Origin of the sequence: Xanthomonas sp. 3793 (assembly GCF_024806835.1) — a bacterium.
Lineage (GTDB): Bacteria > Pseudomonadota > Gammaproteobacteria > Xanthomonadales > Xanthomonadaceae > Xanthomonas > Xanthomonas arboricola_F.
Map to the genome: position 1 here is coordinate 169,865 of NZ_JANTYU010000002.1, position 22,315 is coordinate 192,179.

Here is a 22,315-nt window from a genome sequence, read left to right on the forward strand (position 1 = left end):
GTATTGCAATCAAGCACTTACGATTGGCATGGTGTTTGCGCTTTATCCCAACATCCCATCCCAGGAATCGCCATGACGTCCTCGCCCATTTCTTCCGCCGGTACCCGCTTCCGCGCGGCGCTGGCTGCCGAGTCGCCGCTACAGGTCATCGGCGCCATCAATGCCAACCATGCGCTGCTGGCCCAGCGTGCCGGATATCAGGCCATCTATCTGTCGGGCGGCGGCGTGGCGGCGGGTTCGCTGGGGCTGCCGGACCTGGGCATCAATACGTTGGAAGACGTGCTGATCGATGTGCGTCGCATTACCGATGTCTGCGCGTTGCCGCTGCTGGTGGACGTGGACACCGGCTTCGGGCCGAGCGCGTTCAACATCGAGCGCACCATCAAATCGCTGATCAAGGCGGGCGCGGCCGGCTGCCATATCGAAGACCAGGTCGGCGCCAAGCGCTGCGGGCATCGGCCTGGCAAGGAGATCGTCAGTCAGGGCGAGATGGTGGACCGGGTGAAGGCGGCGGCCGATGCAAAGATCGATCCGGCATTCTTTTTGATCGCGCGGACCGATGCCATCCAGATGGAAGGCGTGGACGCGGCGATCGAGCGCGCCATCGCGTGCGTGGAAGCGGGCGCCGACGGCATCTTTGCCGAGGCCGCCTACGACCTGGAGACCTACAGGCGTTTTGTCGATGCGGTGGGCGTGCCGGTGCTGGCCAACATCACCGAGTTCGGCAAGACGCCGCTGTTTACCCGCAATCAACTGGCCGCTGCCGGTGTGGCGATCCAGTTGTTTCCGCTGTCGGCATTTCGCGCGGCGAACAAGGCCGCCGAGGACGTCTACACCGCCATCCGGCGCGACGGCCATCAACAAGCGGTGCTGGAAACGATGCAGACGCGCGAAGAGCTGTATGAGCGCATCGGCTACCACGATTACGAACAACGCCTGGATGCACTGTTTGCGCGCAAAGGCGCATGATCGCCGCTTGCTGCGTCCACCTGGTCAATCCTCAGTGACATCGCAACACGCCACCGCTTGGGAGCTCATCGCATGAACGACACTGCCATTCCCGGTTTCAAGCCAAAAAAATCCGTTGCCCTGTCCGGCACTTCCGCCGGCAACACCGCGCTGTGCACCGTGGGGCGCAGCGGCAACGACCTGCACTATCGCGGTTACGACATCCTGGATCTGGCAACCACCAGCGAGTTCGAGGAGATCGCGTACCTGCTGGTGCACGGCAAACTGCCCAATAGCGGCGAATTGCGCGGTTACAAGGCCAAGTTGCGTTCCTTGCGTGGCGTGCCCGCCGCGGTGAAGGCCGCGCTGGAGCAACTGCCACCGTCGGCGCATCCGATGGACGTGATGCGCACCGGCGTTTCGGTGCTGGGCTGCCTGCAGCCGGAAAAGGACGATCACAACCATCCGGGCGCGCGCGACATCGCCGACAAGTTGATGGCCTCGCTGGGCTCGATGCTGCTGTACTGGTACCACTACAGCCATAACGGCAAGCGCATCGAAGTGGAGACCGACGACGATTCGATCGGTGGGCATTTCCTGCATCTGCTGCACGGGTTTGCGCCGAAGGACTCGTGGGTGCGTGCAATGCACACCAGCCTGATCCTGTATGCCGAGCACGAGTTCAACGCCTCCACGTTTGCATGTCGCGTGATCGCCGGCACCGGCAGCGATATGTACAGCGCCATCGCCGGTGGCATCGGCGCATTGCGCGGTCCCAAGCATGGCGGCGCCAACGAAGTGGCCTTCGAAGTGCAGAAGCGCTACGACACGCCGGATGAAGCCGAGGCCGACATCAAGGCGCGTGTGGAACGCAAGGAAGTGGTGATCGGCTTTGGTCATCCGGTGTATACGGTGTCCGACCCGCGCAACAAGGTGATCAAGGACGTGGCGCGCGAGCTGTCCGATGAGCAGGGCAGCCGCAAGATGTACGACATCGCCGAACGCCTGGAAACGGTGATGTGGGACATCAAGAAGATGTTCCCGAACCTGGATTGGTTCAGTGCGGTCAGCTACCACATGATGGGCGTGCCGACGGCGATGTTCACGCCGCTGTTCGTGCTGGCGCGCACTGCAGGTTGGAGCGCGCATATCATCGAGCAGCGCGTGGACGGCAAGATCATTCGGCCGTCGGCCAATTACACCGGTCCGGAAGATCAGGTGTTTGTGCCGCTGGATCAGCGCTCTTGAAAGCCGCTGCGTGCGACTCGCCCTCATCCGCCCTTCGGGCACCTTCTCCCGCGTTGCGGGAGAAGGGAGCGTGGCGAGCAGTACGTGGTGACAGCAATGCCAGCACAAGCACCAGCCACAACAGCACCAGCCACAACAACACCAGCCACAACAACAACAACAACAGCAACAACAACAGCAACAACAACAGCAACAACAACAGCAACAACAACAGCAACAACAGCAACAACAGCAACAACAGCAACAGCAACAGCAACAGACCCCGCCCGCTTTGTGATATCGCCAGCCATGAATAGCCAGTACCGCAAGCCCCTGCCGGGCACGTCGTTGGAGTACTTCGATGCACGTGCCGCCATCGATGCGTTGCAGCCCGGCGCGTATGCGGCATTGCCGTACACCGCGCGCGTGCACGCCGAAAATCTGGTGCGACGCGCGCAGCCGCAGATGCTGGAGGCCTATCTGCGCCAGTTGATCGAGCGCAAGCGCGACCTGGATTTTCCGTGGTTTCCGGCGCGTGTGGTCTGTCACGACATCCTGGGGCAGACCGCGCTGGTGGACCTGGCCGGCCTGCGCGATGCCATCGCCGAACAAGGCGGCGACCCGGCGCAGGTCAACCCAGTAGTGCCGGTGCAGCTGATCGTGGACCATTCGTTGGCGGTGGAATACGCAGGATTCGACAAGCAGGCGTTCGCCAAGAACCGCGATGTGGAAGATCGCCGCAACGCCGACCGCTTCCACTTCATCGAGTGGACCAAGCGCGCGTTCGAGAACATGGAAGTGATTCCGCCGGGCAACGGGATCATGCATCAGATCAATCTGGAGAAGATGTCGCCGGTGATCTACACACTGGACGGCGTGGCGTTTCCGGATACCTGCGTGGGCACCGACAGCCACACCCCGCACGTGGATGCGTTGGGCGTGATCGCTGTGGGTGTGGGCGGGCTGGAAGCGGAGAACGTGATGCTGGGGCGCGCCTCGTGGATGCGGCTGCCGGACATCATCGGCGTGGAACTGACCGGCCGGCCTGCGCCGGGCATCACCGCCACCGACATCGTGCTGGCATTGACCGAGTTCCTGCGCCGGCAGCGCGTGGTAGGGGCGTACCTGGAGTTCTTCGGCGCCGGCGCCAGTGCGTTGACCATCGGCGACCGCGCCACCATTTCCAACATGACGCCGGAATTCGGTGCCACCGCGGCGATGTTCTACATCGACCGGCAGACCATCGACTACCTGCGACTGACTGGTCGCGACGATGCGCAGGTGGCGCTGGTAGAAACCTACGCGCGCCACACCGGCCTGTGGGCAGACGACCTGGCGACGGCGCACTACGAGCGCGTGCTGCAGTTCGATCTATCCAGCGTAGTGCGCAACATGGCCGGGCCCTCCAACCCCCACAAGCGCGTGGCGACCAGTGAGTTGGCGCAGCGCGGTATCGCGGGGCAATGGGACGAGGTGCCTGGACAGATGCCAGATGGCGCGGTGATCATCGCTGCGATCACCTCGTGCACCAATACCTCCAATCCGCGCAATGTCATCGCCGCCGGCCTGCTGGCGCGCAATGCCAATGCGCGCGGCCTGACCCGCAAGCCGTGGGTCAAGAGTTCGCTGGCGCCGGGGTCAAAAGCGGTGCAGCTGTATCTGGAAGAAGCCGGCCTGTTGAGCGAGCTGGAGCAGCTGGGCTTCGGCATCGTGGCGTTCGCCTGCACCACCTGCAACGGCATGAGCGGGGCGCTGGATCCGGCGATCCAGCAGGAGATTATCGAGCGCGATCTGTACGCCACCGCCGTGTTGTCGGGCAACCGCAATTTCGATGGCCGCATCCATCCGTATGCCAAGCAGGCGTTCCTGGCATCGCCACCGTTGGTGATCGCCTATGCCATCGCCGGGACGGTGCGCTTCGATATCGAAAAGGATGTGCTGGGCATCGACGCCGAAGGCGTGGCGGTGACGCTCAAGGATCTGTGGCCAAGCGATGCGGAGATCGATGCGGTGGTGGCGCGCAGCGTCAAGCCGGAGCATTTCCGCAGCGTCTACGACCCGATGTTCAAGCGCAACGTGGGGCAGGGACTCCGGGTGAGCCCGCTGTACGACTGGCGCCCGCAAAGCACCTATATCCGCCGCCCGCCGTATTGGGAAGGCGCGCTGGCCGGTGCGCGCAGCCTGCGCGAGATGCGGGCGCTGGCGGTGCTGGGCGACAACATCACCACCGACCACCTGTCGCCATCGAATGCGATCCTGGCCAGCAGTGCGGCCGGCGAATACCTTGCGCAGATGGGCGTGCCGGAAGAGGACTTCAATTCCTATGCCACCCATCGCGGCGACCACCTCACCGCGCAGCGCGCCACCTTCGCCAACCCGAAACTGGTCAACGAGATGGCGGTGATCGATGGACAGGTGAAGGCAGGCTCGCTGGCGCGGCTGGAACCGGAAGGCCAGGTGCTGCGCATGTGGGAGGCGATCGAAACCTACATGACCCGCAAACAGCCGCTGATCATCGTTGCCGGTGCCGATTACGGCCAGGGCTCCTCGCGCGACTGGGCCGCCAAGGGCGTGCGGCTGGCGGGCGTGGAAGCGATCGTGGCCGAGGGCTTCGAGCGCATTCACCGCACCAACCTGATCGGCATGGGCGTGCTGCCGCTGGAGTTCAAGCCCGGCACCGATCGCAAGACGCTGGGTATCGACGGCAGCGAAACCTTCGATGTGGTCGGCGAGCGCACGCCGGGCGCCACGCTGACGCTGTCGATCCATCGGCGCAACGGCGAGCAGGTGCAGGTGCCGGTGATCTGCCGGCTGGATACCGCGGAGGAAGTCTCTATTTACGAAGCCGGTGGTGTGCTGCAGCGGTTTGCGCAGGATTTTCTTGAGGCAAGCAAGGCCGCATAGGGCAGCATCATGGCCGACCCTTCGCGATTGATCTTCATGCTCAAGCCGCCACCGCAGGTGCTTGACGCCATGGTCGGTGCCGTGGCTGCACACCGTCTCGATGCGATGCTTGGCGATGCCTATTTCGATCCTGACAACTGGCATCAGTCGGTCTCGGATCGGTTCGAAGGGCCTGCTGCGCGTGCGGCCATGCTACGTGCGGGTGATCGCCTCGATGCCCAGGTAGTCACGTTTTGCTTGAACCGGATTACAAGTCGCGGAACAGACCCAGTGCATTGGGCATTTCGGGCAGAGGGCAATCCATCTGCTTTCGTTGCGTTACAGGCTGCTATCGCAGCAGCGCTACGTGCCGAAGGCTTTCACGTTGCGAGCGGACATACGCCGCACGTAACGATTAGCTATGCGGCGCCGAGCAAGTTGACGCAGCCCATTGTGCCCATCACGTGGCACGCTACCGAAGTGTTACTGGTCGAGGGCGGTGGGCGGCCGTATCACTGTGCCCCCATTGCATGTTGGCAGTTGCGACCCGACGGCCTCCTGCCTGACCAGGCGCACTTGCCGTTCTGATCTGCGCAGGATTGCATGCTTGAGATTTTCACGGTGACGCATTGCCATATCGTATCGATGCGATACGCAGAATTTCCGGTACGTCCGCACCTCGTTTTCAAGGAACCTTCATGGCATTTGCTCCCCAACTCCGCATCCCCGCCACCTACCTGCGTGGCGGCACCAGCAAGGGCGTGTTCTTTCGCTTGCAGGATCTGCCCGTTGCCGCGCAGCAGCCCGGGCCGGCGCGCGATGCCTTGTTGCTGCGCGTGATCGGCAGCCCCGATCCATATGCCAAGCAGATCGATGGCATGGGCGGGGCGACCTCCAGCACCAGCAAGAGCGTGATCGTCTCTGCAAGCATGCGCGACGGTCACGATGTGGACTACCTGTTCGGGCAGGTATCCATCGACAGCGCATTCGTGGACTGGAGCGGCAACTGCGGCAACCTGTCGGCGGCAGTGGGGCCGTTCGCGATCGCCAATGGCCTGGTCGATGCCGCGCGTGTGCCCCGCGATGGCATTGCGACGGTACGGATCTGGCAGGCCAATATCGGCAAGACCATCGTGGCGCACGTACCGATGAGCGATGGCCAGGTGCAGGAAACCGGCGACTTCGAGCTGGATGGAGTGACCTTTGCTGCTGCCGAAGTGCAGCTGGAATTTCTCGACCCCGCCGATGCGACCGAGGGCGAGGGCGGTGCGATGTTTCCCACCGGCAATCTGGTCGACCAGCTGGAGATTCCCGGCCTGGGCACGATCGCCGCGACGCTGATCAATGCCGGCATCCCGACCATCTTCGTCAACGCGCACGAGCTGGGTTACACCGGCACCGAATTGCAGGAGACGATCAACGGCGATGCGCGTGCGCTGGCGATGTTCGAGCGCTTGCGCGCGCACGGCGCGTTGCGGATGGGCTTGATTGCGAAGGTGGAAGACGCAGCGACGCGGCAGCACACGCCGAAGGTGGCCTTCGTCGCGCCGCCCGCTGACTACACCGCGTCCAGCGGCAAGCCGGTGCATGCGGACGAGATCGATCTGCTGGTGCGCGCGATGTCGATGGGCAAGTTGCACCACGCAATGATGGGCACTGCCGCCGTCGCCATCGGAACCGCTGCTGCGGTTCCCGGCACCCTGGTCAATCTGGCCGCCGGGGGCACTACGCGGACGGCGGTGCGCTTCGGCCATCCGTCCGGCAGCTTGCGCGTCGGTGCGGAGGCGACACTGGTCGATGGGCAGTGGCAGGTGACCAAGGCGCTGATGAGTCGCAGTGCGCGGGTGTTGATGGAGGGCTGGGTGCGGGTTCCGGGCGATGTTGCCGGGCTGGGGTAATCGACGCAGCGAAACAGGCCCGCTTGGCGTCTACGCGCCGATTCGACGGTGAGGCCACCGTAGCGCGTCGCTGAGACCGGCGGCGTTCCAGCGCACAAATTGCATGACTCTGTTGCATTAATTAGAACACTCTTGCGAATTCCGAAAACTTTTTCGCACGTGCCCTGCCATATTTGTGTAAATCGTGTTAATTCTGTTGCACCGCGGCATGCAGGCCAGGCAGCCGCCCCGCCACCAGAATTCGGAGTCTTCCCATGTCAGCCAGCCGGTCGCTCAAGATCAGCGCGCTTGCCGTTGCCGTCGTTTCGCTTCTCCCGTTCCACGCTGCTGCACAGCAGGCTTCTGGCGACGACGGTGTCGTGCGTCTGGATGCGGTCAAGGTCACGGTCGAACGTCGTTCGGAAGATTCCAAGGATGTGCCGGTGTCGGCCAGCGTGCTGCGCCCGGAATTTCTGGACGCCATCTCCACCAGCGGCTCGGACATCCGCGTGCTGGCTGGCAAGGCGCCCAGCCTTAACATCGAATCGTCCAATGGCCGTGTGTTCCCGCGCGTGTACATCCGCGGCTACGGCAACACCGACTTCAATACCTACGCCTCGCAGCCGGTGTCGCTGATCTATGACGACGTGGTGCAGGAAAACGCGTTCCTGAAGGGCTTCCCGATCTTCGATCTGGAAGGCCTGGAAGTGCTGCGCGGCCCGCAGGGCACGCTGTTCGGCCGCAATACGCCGGCCGGCGTGGTCAAGTTCAACTCGGTCAAGCCGACCATCGGCGCCAATGACGGCTACGCCAGCCTGTCCTATGGCACCTACGGCACCATGACGCTGGAAAGCGGCCTGAGCATCGCCATGGGCGAGCATTGGGCAGCGCGCCTGTCCACCTTGGGCCAGCGCCGCGACGACTGGGTGGAAAACCGCGACGGCCGCGATCTGGAAGGCTATACCGACTCGGCCGTGCGCCTGCAGCTGCTGTACCAGGCCAGCGACGATTTCAGTGCCCTGTTCAACGCGCATGCGCGTCACCTGGATGGCACCGCGCGCCTGTTCCGCGCCAACATCATCCAGCCCGGCACCAACCAGCTGGTGGACGGCTTCGACGAAGAGAAGTCCTTCATCGACGGCGCCAACACCCAGGAACTGCAGACCTATGGCGGCAGCGCCAATCTGACCTGGGACCTGGGCGACATCGCGCTGCACTCGATCACCGCGTATGAAGGCATCGGCAAGTACTACAGCCGTGGCGACATCGACGGTGGCTTCGGCGCGGTGTTCGCACCGCCGTCCGGCCCGGGCGTGATTCCGTTCCCGGTGGAAACCGCCGGCGGCATCAAGAGCCTGGACCAGTACAGCCAGGAACTGCGCGCCGAATCGCAGTACGAGGGCCCGCTCAACTGGCAGGCCGGCCTGTACTACTTCCACGACGATGTGGAAGGCGAGAACTACACCTACAACACCTTCAGCGGCGGCGATCTGGCCAGCTACCAGCTGACCCGCCAGCGCAACACCTCGTGGGCGGCATTCGGCTCGTTGAACTATGCGGCCACCGATCGCCTTAACCTGCGCGCCGGCATCCGCTACACCTACGACAAGAAGACCTTCGACGTGCTGGCGCTGGACCGCGTCACGCTGGTGGAGCCGTCCAGCGGCGAGACCGACAACTCCAAGGTCACCGGCGATCTGGCGGCCACCTTCGCCATCAACGACGACGTCAACGTGTACGCCCGTGCCGCACGCGGCTTCCGCGGCGCCAGCTTCGGCGTGCCCTCGGGCACCGCGCCGCTGACCGTGGCCGAGCCGGAGACGGTGGATTCGTTCGAGATCGGCATCAAGTCGGATCTGTTCGACAACCGCGCGCGCCTGAGCTTCGACATCTACGATTTCCGCGTCAAGAACCAGCAGCTCACCGCAGTGGGCGGCGTCTCCAACGACGTGCGCCTGCTCAACGCCGACAAGACCAAGGCGCGCGGCGCCGAGTTCGACTTCGAAGCGCTGCTCACCCAGAACCTGCGCGTCACCGCCGGCGGCGCCTACAACTGGACCCGCATCGACGACCCGAGCCTGTCGGTGGGCGTGTGCCGCACCTGCACGGTGACCGACCCGCTCAATGCGGCCGGCAACGCCATCATCGACGGCAACGACCTGCCGCAGGCTGCCAAGTGGATGGCCAACGCCACGCTGCGTTACGGCATCCCGATGGGCAACGATGGCGAGCTGTTCTTCTACACCGACTGGTCCTACCGCAGCGAAGTGAATTTCTTCCTGTACGACTCCAAGGAATTCACCGGCCAGCCGCTGGTCGAAGGCGGCGCCAAGATCGGTTACAACTGGGGCGCGGGCGCGTACGAGTTGTCGGTGTTCTGCCGCAACTGCACCAACCAGATCCGCGTGACCGGTGCGATCGACTTCAACAACCTCACCGGCTTCATCAACGACCCGCGCATCGTCGGTGCGCAGTTCCGCGCCAACTTCTGATCGGCGTGGTGGTGTAGCACGATTGAACCGCCGGCTATGATGCCGGCGGTTTTTTTTATGGCGGCAGGAGTAGGTGCATGCAGCGCAGATGGCGAAACATGTGGTGGATGCTGGGGCTGTGGTGTGTGTCGGCAGTGGCATGGGCGCAGACGCCTGCCGTGACCGCAGCGCAGGCGGCGCCAACGCCCGCATCCACCGAGTTGCTGGTGGTCTCCACCGATATCGGCGACGACATCGACGATGCGTTTGCGCTCGGGTTGCTGCTGCGTAGCCCGCAACTGCGGGTATTGGGCATCGCATCGGCCTGGGGCGATACCAGTTTGCGTGCGCAGCTGCTGCAGCGCCTGTTGCAGCAGGCCGGACGTAGCGAGATTCCGTTGGCGGTGGGCGCGCGCACCACCAGCACGATTCCCTTCAGCCAGGCGCGCTGGGCGTCCAAGGGGCGGTTGCCGGGCAAGTTGCCGGATGCGGCGGCGATGATCCTGCAGCAGGCGCGCCTGCATCCTGGCAAGGTGACCTTGCTGGTACTGGGGCCGATGACCGACGCCGCACTGGCGCAGCAGCGCGACCCGGCCGGCTTTGCCAAGCTCAAGCGCATCGTGGCGATGGGCGGGTCGGTGCGCGTTGGTTATGGCAAGTCGGCGTATCGGCCGGCCAGTGCGCCGGCGCCGGAGTACAACATCCTCTCCGATGTGTCGGCGGCGCAGCAGGTGTTCGCAGCCGGCGTGCCGATCGTGTTGCTGCCGCTGGATGCCACCCAGATCACGTTGGAAGAACCCGAACGCGTCGCGCTGTTTGCGCACGGCGATGATCTGACCGATGCGCTCACCCAGCTGTATTACCAGTGGCGCAATACCGACCAGCCCTGGGCCAGCGCCACGCCGACCCTGTTCGACGCAGTGCCGGTGGCCTGGCTGCTGCGCCCCGACCTGTGCCCGACCACGCCATTGCATCTGGAGGTCGATGCGCAGGGGTACACCCGCGAGGGCAGCAAAGGCACCGCGAACGTGCAGGCGTGCCTGCGCGCGGACAAGCCGGCGTTGATCGACATGTACATGCGACAGCTGCTGCGCTGAGACCCGGGCCGCGACATTGCCGGCATGCGCCTGCGCAGGTGGCGCTGTCGGTACTACGCCGGGTTATTGGTCAGGCACGGCGGCGTGAATCGTCCCTCATCCGCCTCCGGGCACCTTCTCCCGTCAATGGGAGAAGGGAGAGTCATGAGCTTTTTGGGGCTGCTGGTACGGCTCAAGTGTCGAAACAGCTTCCGTGGGTACGAGGCAGGCGACAGCTGCTGCGCTGAGACCCGGGCCGCGACATTGCCGGCATGCGCCTGCGCAGGTGGCGCTGTCGGTACTACGCCGGGTTATTGGTCAGGCACGGCGGCGTGAATCGTCCCTCATCCGCCCTTCGGGCACCTTCTCCCGTCAACGGGAGAAGGGAGAGTCATGAGCTTTTTGGAGCTGCTGGTACGGCTCAAGTGTCGAAACAGCTTCCGCGGGTGCGAGGCAGGCGAGCCTACGAACAAGGACACACGTCGCTTGCTCGAATGCAGCGACACGACGCGCGGTGCCAAGCATTGCGCCGTACGTCCATCAATTCCTGGTACTCCTTCTCCCGCGTGCGGGAGAAGGTGCCCGAAGGGCGGATGAGGGGGCTGTTGACTGCCCGAGGCTGTCGCAAAACGCATGGCGCGATCCCTGTGCTGCCGCGCAGCGCATGCAGGTCAGGCGCGTCGCTATACTGGCCGCCTCCTTCATGGGATAGCACGAATGGACAGCCGGGAATCAGGGATGAGGGCGTTGGGTACGCGGCGCATGTTGCTGTGGGTGGTATTGCTCACGGTGGCGCTGGGCAGCGTGGCCTGCAAGCGCAACGAAAGCGGGCAGCTGCCTACTGCCAGCGGCGAGGCGATCAAGGCCGACAGGCAGGCCATCACCGGATTCGCGTTGGCGCGTGCCTATCCCGACCAGGCCGGCGACGGTCTGTCGCTGGCGCTGGAATTCTCGCGTCCGCTGGTCGGCACGCAGGATTTCGATGCGCTGGTGCGCTTCGAGGAGAAGGTCGGCACCGGCGACAGCAGCTGGACGCTGTCCGACGACGGCAAGACGCTGCGTTACCCGTATGTGGAAGCGGCCAAGGACTACACGGTACTGATCGACGCCAACTTGCTGGCCGCCGACGGCAGTCGCCTGGGCAAGCCGCTCAAGCAGAAGGTCTATACCGGCGCGCTCAAGCCGGTGGTCGGGTTCGCTTCGCAAGGCAGCGTGCTGCCGGCGCGCGAAAGCCGCGGCCTGCCGGTGGTATCGGTCAACGTGCCGGAAGTGGACGTGGAGTTCCTGCGCGTGCGCGAGAAGTCGCTGCCGGCGTTCTTCCAGCAGTTTCAGCGCGGCGGTCGTCGCGGCAGTTGGGAGCTTGAGAGCCAATACAGCGGCAAACAACCGCTGTCCAAGCTGGCCGACCCGGTGTACGTCAACCGTTTCATCCTGGGCGGCAAGCAGAACGAGCGTGTGCTGACCTACCTGCCGACGCAGGACATCAAGGAACTGCAGGAGCCTGGCCTGTATTTTGCGGTGATGAAGCGCGCCGGTAGTTTCGAGAGCGAGCAAGAGACCGCGTTCTTTACCGTCAGCGACATCGGCCTGCATACGCGCGCCTACAAGGACAAGCTGTTCGTGCACACCGCCTCGCTGCAGAGCGGCGAGCCGATCAAGAACGTGGAAGTGCGCATCCTCGATGCCAAGGGCGAGCTGTTCCTCAAGGGCGCCACCGACGGCAACGGCAATGCGCTGCTCAACTACACGCTCGATGCCGGCCACGTGCTGGTGGCGCGCAGCAAGACCGACGTTTCGTTGCTGCCGTTCAACCAGCCGGCGCTGGACCTGAGCGAGTTTGCGGTGGCCGGTCGCCAGAGTGCGTGGTTCGACGTGTTCGCCTGGGCCGGTCGCGATCTGTATCGCCCCGGCGAGACCATGCGCGTGTCGGCGATCCTGCGCGACAACGACGGCAAGCCCACCAAGCCGCAACCGGTGTTCCTGCGCCTGAAGCAGCCGGACGGCAAGACCTTCCGCGAAACCAAGTTGCAACCCGGCCAACAGGGCTACTTCGAATTCACCCAGCAGATTCCGGCCGACGCGCCCACCGGCCGCTGGCAGGTGGAGTTCCGTACCGACCCGGCCAGCAAGGATGCCGTGCAGGGCATGACGGTGCGGGTGGAAGAGTTCCTGCCCGAGCGCATGAAGCTGGATCTGGATGCCGCGCAAAAGACCTTGAGCGCCGGCCAGCCGTTCAAGCTGGTCGCCAATGCCGCGTATCTGTATGGCGCGCCGGCCGATGGCAACCGCTTCACCGCCAAGCTGGCGGTCAGCGTCGAGCAGCATCCGCTCGAGTCCTTGCCGGGCTGGTTCTTCGGCGACCCCACGCTGGAGCTGCCGCGCGAAGCCAAGGACGTGATCGATACCACGTTCGGCAGCGACGGCATCCTGCGCGAAGACATCGCGCTGCCGGCCGAAGCCAAGCCGGTCAGCACGATCGCCGCGGTAGTCTCCGGCAGCGTCTACGAAACCGGCGGGCGCACCGTCACCCGCACCGTCAAGCGGGTGCTGTGGCCGGCCAAGGCGCTGGTCGGCGTGCGCCCCCTGTTCGACGACAAGGACGGCGCCGATGCCAACGGCAGCGCGCGGTTCGAGCTCACCCGCGTGGATGCCGACGGCAAGCCGCAGCCGGCCAAGGGCCTGAAGGCCACCCTGGTGCGCGAGCTGCGCGACTATCACTGGAACTACACCGACGACCATTGGGACTACGACTTCACTCGCCGCTTCGAGAACAAGGACACCCGCACGCTCGATGTGGGCAGCGGCAATGCCAAGCTCGATTTCCCGGTGGAATGGGGCGAGTACCGCCTGGATGTGTTCGACCCGGCCACCGGGCTGACCACGCGTTACCCGTTCCGTGCCGGCTGGAGCTGGAACGACGAAAACCGCGGCCTGGACGCGCGCCCGGACAAGGTCAAGCTGGCGCTGGACAAGACCGGCTACCGTGCCGGCGACACGCTCACCGTCACGCTGACCCCGCCGCATGCCGGCAAGGGCGTGCTGCTGGTGGAAAGCGACAAGCTGCTGTACGTGCAGGACATCGACGTCAAGCCGGGTAGCACGTTCGACATTCCGGTGACCGAGGCCTGGGAGCGTCACGACGTCTACGTCACCGCGCTGGTGTTCCGCGGCGGCACCGCGCCGAGCAAGATCACTCCCGCGCGTGCGGTGGGTGTGGCGTATGTGCCGATGGATCGCAAGGCGCGCCGCGTGGCGGTCGGCCTGTCCGCGCCCAAGCAGATGCGCCCGGAGCAATCGCTGCCGGTGACGGTGAGCGTGCCGGAACTGGCGGGCAAGGCGGCGCACGTCACCATCTCGGCGGTGGATGTGGGGATTCTCAACATCACCCGCTTCCCGGTGCCCGATGCCAACGCGCAGTTCTTTGCGCAGCGGCGCCTGGGTACCGATGCCTACGACATTTATGGCCGCGTGATCGAAAGTTTCGAAGGCGCCAGCGGCAAGCTCAAGTTCGGCGGCGACATGGCGCTGGAAGCCTTGCCGCAGGCCAAGCGCCCGACCGCGCGCGTGCAGACCGTGGACCTGTTTTCCGGGTCGGTGACGCTCGATGCCCGTGGCAATGCGCGCGTGCAACTGCCGGTGCCGGATTTCAACGGCACCTTGCGGGTGTCGGCACTGGTGTATTCGGACACGCGCTACGGCAACCGCGACATGGAAACCATCGTGCGTGCGCCGATCCTGGCCGAAGCCAGCATGCCGCGCGTAATGGCGCCGGGCGACCGCAGTACGGTGACGCTGGACGTGCAGAATTTCACCGGCAAGCCGGGCGAGTTCAATGTGCGTGTGGATGGCATCGGCCCGCTGTCGATTGCCGAGGCGGCGCGCAGCATCAAGCTGGACGTGGATGCCAAGCAGACGCTGAGCTTCCCGCTGACGGCCACTGAAGGCTATAGCGTGGCCAAGGTGCGCGTGCGTGTGGACGGTAATGGGTTCAAGGCCGACCGCAACTACGAGCTGCCGGTACGTGCCGGGTGGCCGCAGGTGCTGCGCACGCAGACGCGCGTGCTCGACCCGCTGGCACCGGTCGCCCTGGACAGCGCCAATGCCGATGGCCTGATGGCCGGTTCGGTCACCGCGCGCATGCTGGTCAGCCCGCTACCGCCGATTCCGTTCGCCAGCGCCATGCAGGGCGCGCTGGAGTATCCGTATGGCTGCGCCGAACAGACCACCAGCAAGGGGTATGCCGCGCTGCTGCTCGACGAGGCAACTGCCAAGGCGCTGGGCACCAAGGGGCTGGATGCGGCCACGCGCCGCGAGCGCATGGAAGGCGCGTTCGGCCGCCTGGCGTCGATGCAGATCGCCAGCGGGCATTTTTCGATGTGGGGCGACGATGGCTACGTCAATCCGGGCTTGACCCCGTACATCGCCGAGTTCCTGCTCGATGCCAAGGACGCCGGCTTTGCGGTGCCCGACAACGTGCTGCAGAAGGCGCTCAACCGCCTCAGCGAAGACCTGCTGTCCGGCGGCAACGAGTTCTATGGGCAGGACCGCCGCGACAATCTGAAGTTCGCCAACCAGGCGTGGTCCGGCTACGTGCTGGCACGCGTCAACCGCGCTCCGCTGGGCACGCTGCGCGCGCTGTACGACAACCAGCGCAGCAAGGCGCTGACTGGCCTGTCGCTGGTGCATCTGGGTGCGGCGCTGTCGCTGCAGGGCGACACCAAGCGGGGCGAGGCGGCGATCAAGGCCGGCTTCGCCAAGGACAGTTCCGAGCGGCCGCCGTATTTCGGCGACTACGGCAGTGCGATTCGCGACGATGCCTTGATGATGGCCTTGCTGCACGAACGTGGCCTGTCCAAGCCCGAGTACGACACCCGCGTGGTGGCCCTGGGGCAGGCGCTGGATGCACGCCGTGCTGGCGGTGTGTTGTGGCTGAGCACGCAGGAGCAGATCGCGCTGGCGCGGCTGGGCAAGGCGTTGATGGTGGGGCAGGGCAAGCAGGTCTCGGGCAGCTTGACGGTGGGCGATGAGGTGCAGCAGATCGCACCGGCCCGCGTGTTCGCACGCAGCTTCGACAGTGCGGCGCTGGCCCGCGGCGTGCAGTTCGCGCCGCAGGGCGAGGCGCCGATGTATGCCAGCATTGAAGTGGCCGGCATCCCCCGTACCGCACCGGAGGCGGACACGCGTCACCTCAGCGTGGAGCGCAGCTGGTACACCACCGACGGCAAGCCGTGGACGCCGCGCGCGTTGAAGGAAGGCGAGGCGCTGATCGTGCGCGTCACCATCACCGCCAACGAATCGATGCCCGACGCCTTGCTCACCGATCTGTTGCCGGCCGGCCTGGAAATCGAGAATTTCAATCTCGGCGATGCCAAGCAATGGGCCGATGTGGTGGTGGACGGCATTGGCATCAGCGAGCGCTCCAGCGCCGCCGACGTCAAGCACGAAGAGTTCCGCGACGACCGTTATGTGGCCGCGCTGGCGTTGTCGTCGGGCAGCAAGGCGCAGGTGTATTACCTGGTGCGTGCGGTGACGCCGGGCACCTACACGGTGCCGCCGTCGCTGGTGGAAGACATGTACCGGCCGGAGTTGCGTGGCGTAGGCCGCACCACCCCGGCAACGATCACGGTGGTGCAGCCGTAAGGCAACAAGGTAGGAGCGCGCTTGCGCGCGATGGGGCATCACCGGGAAAGCCTCATCGCGCGCAAGCGCGCTCCTACGGTTGCGAGTTTTTCTCACCGAAGCGAGCGTCCGACTCCGATGCAAGGGTTTGCGCGGGCGGGCCAGCATGCATCGATGATCAGCTCCATTTCCGCAGGACATCGAGCGCTACGTCGCTGCCGGCGCTCGCTTGCAAGGTGCTGCTATCTCCTCACCGCCACAACCTGGCAGCGGCGAACGGTGGTGCAGCCGTAAAGCAACAAGGTAGGAGCGCGCTTGCGCGCGATGGGGCGTTACCGGGAAAGCCCCATCGCGCGCAAGCGCGCTCCTACGGTTGGGAGTTTTCTCACCGAAGCCAGCGTCCGACTCCGATGCAAGGGTTTGCGCGGGCGGGCCAGCATGCATCGATGACCAGCTCCATTTCCGCAGGACATCGAGCACTACGTCGTGGCCGGCGCTCGCTTGCAAGGGGCTGCTATCTCCTCACCGCCACAACCTGGCAGCGGCGACGGGTGTTCGACGATTTTCCGCTGGCCGCGTCGGCGTGCCGCGCCTTTATCGCCGCAGTGCCGGAAGATGCCTCGTTGCTTGCCTGGGTGCTGATGCCGGACCACGTCCACTGGCTGGTGCAGTTGGGGGATGTGACGCCATTGGCGCGGACGGTGTCACGCATGAAGGCGGCAAGCACGCGTGCAGTCAATGAGCAACGCGGGGTGCGCGATGCGGTTTGGACGCGCGCCTACCACGACCGTGCCTTGCGCAATGACGACGATCTGCGCATCGCGGCTCGCTACCTGATCGCCAATCCGCTGCGTGCCGGACTGGTTGAACGGGTTGGCGCTTATCCGTTCTGGGATGCCATCTGGCTTCCGTAGGAGCGCGCTTGCGCGCGATGCGGCGTCACCGGGAAAGCCACATCGCGCGCAAGCGCGCTCCTACGTACGATTGGCGTCAGCGGGAAAGCCACATTGCGCGCAAGCGCGCTCAAAGCCGCTGGGAATATCGCCGCGCGCTGTCTTTTTGATGCGATGCGGGTGGCACGCATAGGTCATTGCGACTGGTCACGCTGGCGCGCCTTCCTAACAGCGGGGCGTCTTTACCTGATCGCCAATCCGCTGCGCGCCGGGTTGGCTGCACGGGTTGGCGACTATCCATTCGGGTATGCCATCCGGCTTCCGTAGGAGCGCGCTTGCGCGCGATGCGGCGTCACCGGGAAAGCTCATCGCGCGCAAGCGCGCTCCTACGTGCGATTGGCGTCAGCGGGAGAGCCTCATCGTGCGCAAGCGCGCTCCTACGTCGACGATACCGCTGCTTCGCATGCGGGGACATCGCTGCGCACTGTCTTTTCGATGCGATGCGGGTGACACGCAAAGGTCATTGTTACTGGCTACGGTGGCCTGCTTTCTCACCGGCGCGGCGTCCTTGCTGCGCGATCCCGGGATTCCATGCAGCGCTCCGATTCGTACCGTTTACACCTGTCCGTTCTCACCGTGGCCATTGCGGCCTGCTCGCCTGCTTCGCAGGCATGGGCCAGCGCGCGTGCGGGGATTCCAGTCGAGGCCTCAGTTGAGGCGGCTTCTGCGGCTATGGCCACGACCGCGAGTGCGTTGACGAGCGCAGGTACGGCGACAGCCAACGCCACAGCTTCAGCCACAGTCAGTAACGACGAGGAAGCCACGCCCGATGCCGAAGTTGCGACTGCAAATCGACGTTCTGCAGTGTCAGCAGATGCATCTGCAGATTCCATGAACGCCGCAGCGATAGACCCTGCCTCGGCTGTCTTACCTGTATCGTCGCAAGCCGATGCAGCCAATAGCGGCGCACCGGCCACCACCAGCAGAACCGGCGTGCAGACCCTCGACGCCATGCAGGTCACCGGCGTGCGGCGCGCCAATGCGGCGGCGGTGGAGAGCAAGCGCGCGGCAACCAACATCACCGACGTGATCAGCGCCACCGATGTGCGCGCACTGCCGGACAGCACGATTGTTGAAGCGTTGCGTCGCGTTCCCGGGTTGTCGGTACTGCCGGCCACCGATAACGAGCATCCGCGCGACGAGGCGGCCACGCCGGTGTTGCGCGGCCTGGGGCCCTCGTACAACAACGTCACCATCGATGGCTTGACCATCGCCTCGCCCGGTACGCCCAACGGCACGCTTGGCTCGATCACCCGCGGCGTGCGTCTGGATCTGTTGCCGGCCTCGATGGTCAGCGAGTTGCAGGTGGTCAAGACGTTTACGCCGGATCTGGACCCCAATGCCACCGGCGGCGCGATCAATCTCAAGACGCGTAGCGCGTTCGAGAACGGCGGCAAGCCGTTCTTCAGTGCCGAAACTGCGCTGGGCCACGCCAACGATGTCGGCAAGCCGCGCGATCAGGACGACCCGGGGTATCGCTTGAATGCCACCGGCAGCCGTACCTTCGGCAGCGAGCAGCAATACGGCGTTACGCTGTCGGCCAACTACCAGACGTTGAGCAGCTACACCGAAACCCATATGACCACCGATACGGTGCATTACGGGTTCTACGACAACAACGGCGTGCTGCAGACTGGCGCCAATCTCGGCAACGGCTGGGCAGTGCCGCAGCAGGACAAGTACTGGTACGTGCAGAACCAGCGCGACCGCTATGGCGTCACCGGCAAGTTCGAAATGCGCCCCAGCGCTGCGCTCGAAGCCTATGCCATGGCCGGCTACTACTACTTCAAGGACAACATGGAGCGCAACGAGGTCATCATCGACCCGCGCAACCGCAACCGGGTGTTCAATCAGACCGCCACCTCCGGCAGTTATCCGGGCGGCGATATCGAGGTGGGATATTCCAATCAGATCGTCACCACGCGCACCAAGGTTGCGCAGTTGGGAACGATCTGGCGGCCGACCGATCGGCAGCAGTTTTCTGCGCGCGGCGCGTGGTCCGACGCCACCTACGACGAGCCGATCCGGATGATCAAGTACGCCACCGGCATCAGCCGCGCCGCGCCGGTGCCGGTGGGCCAGACCGGCAGTGGTGTGACCGTCAATGCCACGCCCAATTACGCATTCAACTACGACACCTCCGGTTTCGATCAGCGCTTCGGGGTGTCGCCGCAGGCCTACAACACCCTGGATAACTACAGCCTGTCGTACTGGCGGCCGGACTACAAGCGCACCGCTGCCGATCGCATCCTCACCGGACGGCTCGATTACGGCTTCAATCAGGGCGAAAGCGACCAGGGCATCGGCTTTGCGGCAGGCGTGTCGTACACCACCGACAAGCCGTCCTACGACATCTATCGCGTCGAGTATCAGCCCAATACCAGCGCGCCGGCGTTCGGCCTGGCCGACGTGGCCGGCACCGGCCGGGCGCCGATGCGTTACGCCGGATTGAACCTGATCACCATCGATCCCGACAAGGCCAACCGCGTGCTGGCGGCAGCGCCGTTGAGCGCATTCAACAGCACCGACCAGCAGGCCTTCAGCAACCAGGACAACTTCACCCATACCGAAAAGACCTTCGGCAGTTACGGGCTGGTGAGCTATCGCAGCGATCGGCTCAACGTGCAGGCCGGTGTGCATTTCGACAGCACCAAGCTCGACACGGTGGGCCGCCAGCGCCAACTCGATGCTGCCAGCAACCGCTATGTCTATGTCGATAACCCGACCAGTGCCGATTACGACTATCTGCTGCCGTCGGCCATCATGACCTACCACCTGACCGACACGCTGGACCTGCGCGCCGGTGCCAGCCGCACGCTGGGCCGCCCGCCGTACGACGCGTACGCAGCCCGCACCTCGATCGGCTTCGTCAACACGACCGACGCCGGCAACCCGAATGCGCAAGGCGTCACCGTCACCATCGGCAACCCGGACATCAAGCCGCGTGTGTCCAATAACCTGGACCTGTCGCTGGAATGGCGCCTGCCCGGCGACTTCGATGCCTTCGCGTCCACTGCGGTGTTCGACAAGCGCATCCAGGACGAGATCTTTACGCTCTCGCGCACCGACAGTTTCACCTTCGACGGCACCACCTACGCCAATGCCTTGATCAGCACACCGGCAAATGCCGCCAAGGCGCGCATCCGCGGGGTCGAGTTCAACGGCATCGTCAACACCTTGGCGCCCATCGCGCCGTGGCTCAGCGGTGTGGGCTTCAGTGCAAATTTTGCCGTGCTCGATGGCAGCCTGGACGTGCCTTACAGCGTCGGCAGCGGTACGGCTGTCACCCAGCGCGAACGCAAGCTCGCCAACCTGGTCGGCCAGCCGGACTACACCGCCAACGCAACGGTGTTCTACAACACCGGCGGGCTGGAACTGCGTGCGGCCTACAATCGCCAGGGCAAGGCCTTGCGTGCCATCGTCAGCAATATCGATTGGCAGGACCTGTATTGGTCGCCGCGCTCGCAGCTGGACTTCACCGCCACCTATGCCATCAGCAAGCAACTCAGCCTGATCGGCCAGGTCAGCAACATCACCCACAGCCGCATCACCAGCGTGACTGGCCCAGGGCAGAACCTGCTCAAGGACAGTTACTCGGTGCCCACCACCTACTGGTTCGGTCTGCGCTTCACGCCGACGTTCTGAGCGTAGCGTTTGAAGGGCCTGCCATGGGCCGGATGCCGATGGCGCGTTGGATCGCAAGTACAAGCGTTGCTTGCCGCATCCGGCTTGCATGCACATCGCCTGGTGCAGATGCCGTCAGGCGATCAGTCACCCACTCGAGAGTTGTTCAATGACATTACGTTCTGTTGCCACTGTCGCCGCCATGCTGTGCGCGGCGCTCGCCAGCCCTGTGAATGCAGCCCCCACCGGGGTGGCGGCGATCCAGGCCCGCTTGACCAACCCGCAGGGCGGCATCGTGGTGGTCGCCCATCGCGGTTGCCACGCGGCCGCACCGCAGCATGGCTTCACCGACACCGCACCGGAGAACTCGCTGGCAGCGCTGCGGCGTTGCATCGCCATCGGCGCCGATGTGATGGAAACCGACGTGCGCCGCGCGGCCGACGGCACCCTGGTGATGCTGCACGACGCCACCGTGGACCGCACCACCGATGGCACCGGCAAGCTGTCAGAGCTCACGCTGGCCGATCTGCAGAAGCTGCGCTTGCGCAGCGACGAAGGCGGCGCGCAAGCGCCGTTGACCGATCAGCGCGTGGTCACGCTGGAGCAGATGCTGGACGCCGCCAAGGGCCACATCCTGCTCAATCTGGACGTCAAGGATGCGATCTACGTGCAGGTGGTCGATGCGGTCACGCGCGCCGGCATGCAGCACCAGGTGATCGTCAAGGCCGAAGCGGGCATCGCGACCCCGCCGTTGGCGGCGATGCAGCCGTTCGACCGCGTGTACTTCTTCCCGATCCTGATCAACGCGCACGGCACTGCCGATCTGGCCGCGATCGCCACTGCACAAACCCGCAATGCGCGCCCGATGGCCTTCGAGCTGCCCAAGATGGCCGCATCGCAATTGCCGGCATTGGCGGCAGTGAGCAAGGCGCACAACGTGCGGCTGATGGTCAACTCTTTGTGGGAAGGGTTCATTGCCGGCTACGGCGGCGACGCCGATGCCGAACGCGATCCGGACAAGGTCTGGGGCCGCCTGCACCGCGACGGCATTTCCATCATCCAGACCGACGCACCGGAAGCGCTGTTGCGGTATCGGCAGACGCTTGAGTCGCAGTAACGGAGAGCGCCGTGCCACCGGCCTGGCTGCAGATGAGCGCAGCGGGTGCGGTTGGTACTGCGCACATGAGGGCCGCAGGCTGAGCGCAGCTAACCGCTGGGTCTTATCGGGCACGCAGGCGCCAGTTCGCACTGCGATGACATCGAGACGTTGAGAAAACCGCCGACACACTTGGCCAGCAGTCGTCAGGTGGGCGCGGACAGCAGGCCCGGAACCGGAGTGGACAAGCAGTCCATGCCGCACCGAGCATCGTCCGCGTCCGCCTGGCGGTGAGCGCATCCGTTGGTCAGCCGCGCTAAACCGATCACGCTGCGGCCGATGTCTGGTAGATGAGCTGCATCACCGGCGCCACGCGTCTCGATGAGGCGGGGCGGTCGTGCTCGATAAAGCGAGGTGCAGCACGCCGTTGCCGACATGACATGCGCAGCTTGCACTGACGTGCGCCAGCAGCATCTGCGGATCCCGGTCTGCACCACGCTGCCGCGCGCATGCATGGACAGGCCGCGCCACTGTCCGGTAT

Annotated in this window: 12 protein-coding genes and 1 other RNA gene; 11 read left to right on the top strand and 2 right to left on the bottom strand. The window is 64.8% G+C overall.

Annotation, left to right across the window (positions count from 1 at the left end; all coding sequences use genetic code 11):
* Positions 1-72 precede the first annotated feature (72 nt).
* Both prpB and prpC read left to right on the top strand, forming a co-directional pair.
* Positions 73-969: a methylisocitrate lyase gene (gene prpB, locus FHY18_RS07110; protein WP_259153105.1), complete on the top strand. Its 897-nt coding sequence runs from the start codon at positions 73-75 to the stop codon at positions 967-969.
* 72 nt (positions 970-1,041) lie between these two features.
* Entirely contained in the window at positions 1,042-2,196 is a 1,155-nt protein-coding gene (gene prpC, locus FHY18_RS07115; RefSeq protein WP_259153106.1) for a 2-methylcitrate synthase, read from the top strand.
* 23 nt (positions 2,197-2,219) lie between these two features.
* On the opposite strand, the gene FHY18_RS07120 is transcribed toward prpC, so the two are convergent.
* Positions 2,220-2,486 carry a hypothetical protein gene (locus tag FHY18_RS07120; RefSeq protein ID WP_259153107.1) on the bottom strand — a complete coding sequence of 89 codons (267 nt, stop codon included), beginning with the start codon at positions 2,484-2,486 and terminating at the stop codon, positions 2,220-2,222.
* Between FHY18_RS07120 and acnD the strand changes: the two genes are divergently transcribed.
* From acnD to FHY18_RS07165, 9 genes are all read left to right on the top strand, one after another.
* Complete coding sequence (acnD, locus tag FHY18_RS07125; protein WP_259153108.1) at positions 2,485-5,079, top strand: Fe/S-dependent 2-methylisocitrate dehydratase AcnD; 2,595 nt, start codon at positions 2,485-2,487, stop codon at positions 5,077-5,079. The two genes, FHY18_RS07120 and acnD, sit on opposite strands and share 2 nt — an antisense overlap.
* A gap of 9 nt (positions 5,080-5,088) precedes the next feature.
* Positions 5,089-5,646, top strand: coding sequence for a hypothetical protein (locus tag FHY18_RS07130; RefSeq protein ID WP_259153109.1), 558 nt, complete (start codon positions 5,089-5,091; stop codon positions 5,644-5,646).
* 110 nt (positions 5,647-5,756) lie between these two features.
* A complete protein-coding gene (gene prpF / locus FHY18_RS07135) occupies positions 5,757-6,956 on the top strand; it encodes a 2-methylaconitate cis-trans isomerase PrpF (RefSeq protein ID WP_259153110.1) in 1,200 nt (399 codons plus the stop codon).
* Positions 6,957-7,210: 254 nt separating this feature from the next.
* On the top strand, positions 7,211-9,427 hold the full coding sequence (locus tag FHY18_RS07140) for a TonB-dependent receptor (RefSeq protein ID WP_259153111.1): 2,217 nt from the start codon (positions 7,211-7,213) through the stop codon (positions 9,425-9,427).
* A 107-nt stretch (positions 9,428-9,534) separates the two neighbouring features.
* Positions 9,535-10,503, top strand: a complete 969-nt coding sequence (locus FHY18_RS07145; RefSeq protein WP_259153952.1) for a nucleoside hydrolase — start codon at positions 9,535-9,537, stop codon at positions 10,501-10,503.
* A gap of 717 nt (positions 10,504-11,220) precedes the next feature.
* Complete coding sequence (locus FHY18_RS07150; RefSeq protein ID WP_259153113.1) at positions 11,221-16,122, top strand: alpha-2-macroglobulin; 4,902 nt, start codon at positions 11,221-11,223, stop codon at positions 16,120-16,122.
* Between the two features lie 425 nt (positions 16,123-16,547).
* Positions 16,548-17,015, top strand: a complete 468-nt coding sequence (locus tag FHY18_RS07155) for a transposase (protein WP_259153114.1) — start codon at positions 16,548-16,550, stop codon at positions 17,013-17,015.
* Between the two features lie 570 nt (positions 17,016-17,585).
* On the top strand, positions 17,586-20,699 hold the full coding sequence (locus tag FHY18_RS07160; RefSeq protein WP_259153115.1) for a TonB-dependent receptor: 3,114 nt from the start codon (positions 17,586-17,588) through the stop codon (positions 20,697-20,699).
* A 148-nt stretch (positions 20,700-20,847) separates the two neighbouring features.
* Positions 20,848-21,795: a glycerophosphodiester phosphodiesterase family protein gene (locus tag FHY18_RS07165; RefSeq protein WP_259153117.1), complete on the top strand. Its 948-nt coding sequence runs from the start codon at positions 20,848-20,850 to the stop codon at positions 21,793-21,795.
* 160 nt (positions 21,796-21,955) lie between these two features.
* On the opposite strand, the gene FHY18_RS07170 is transcribed toward FHY18_RS07165, so the two are convergent.
* Positions 21,956-22,031, bottom strand: a non-coding RNA gene (locus tag FHY18_RS07170) — sX9 sRNA.
* Between the last annotated feature and the right edge of the window lie 284 nt (positions 22,032-22,315).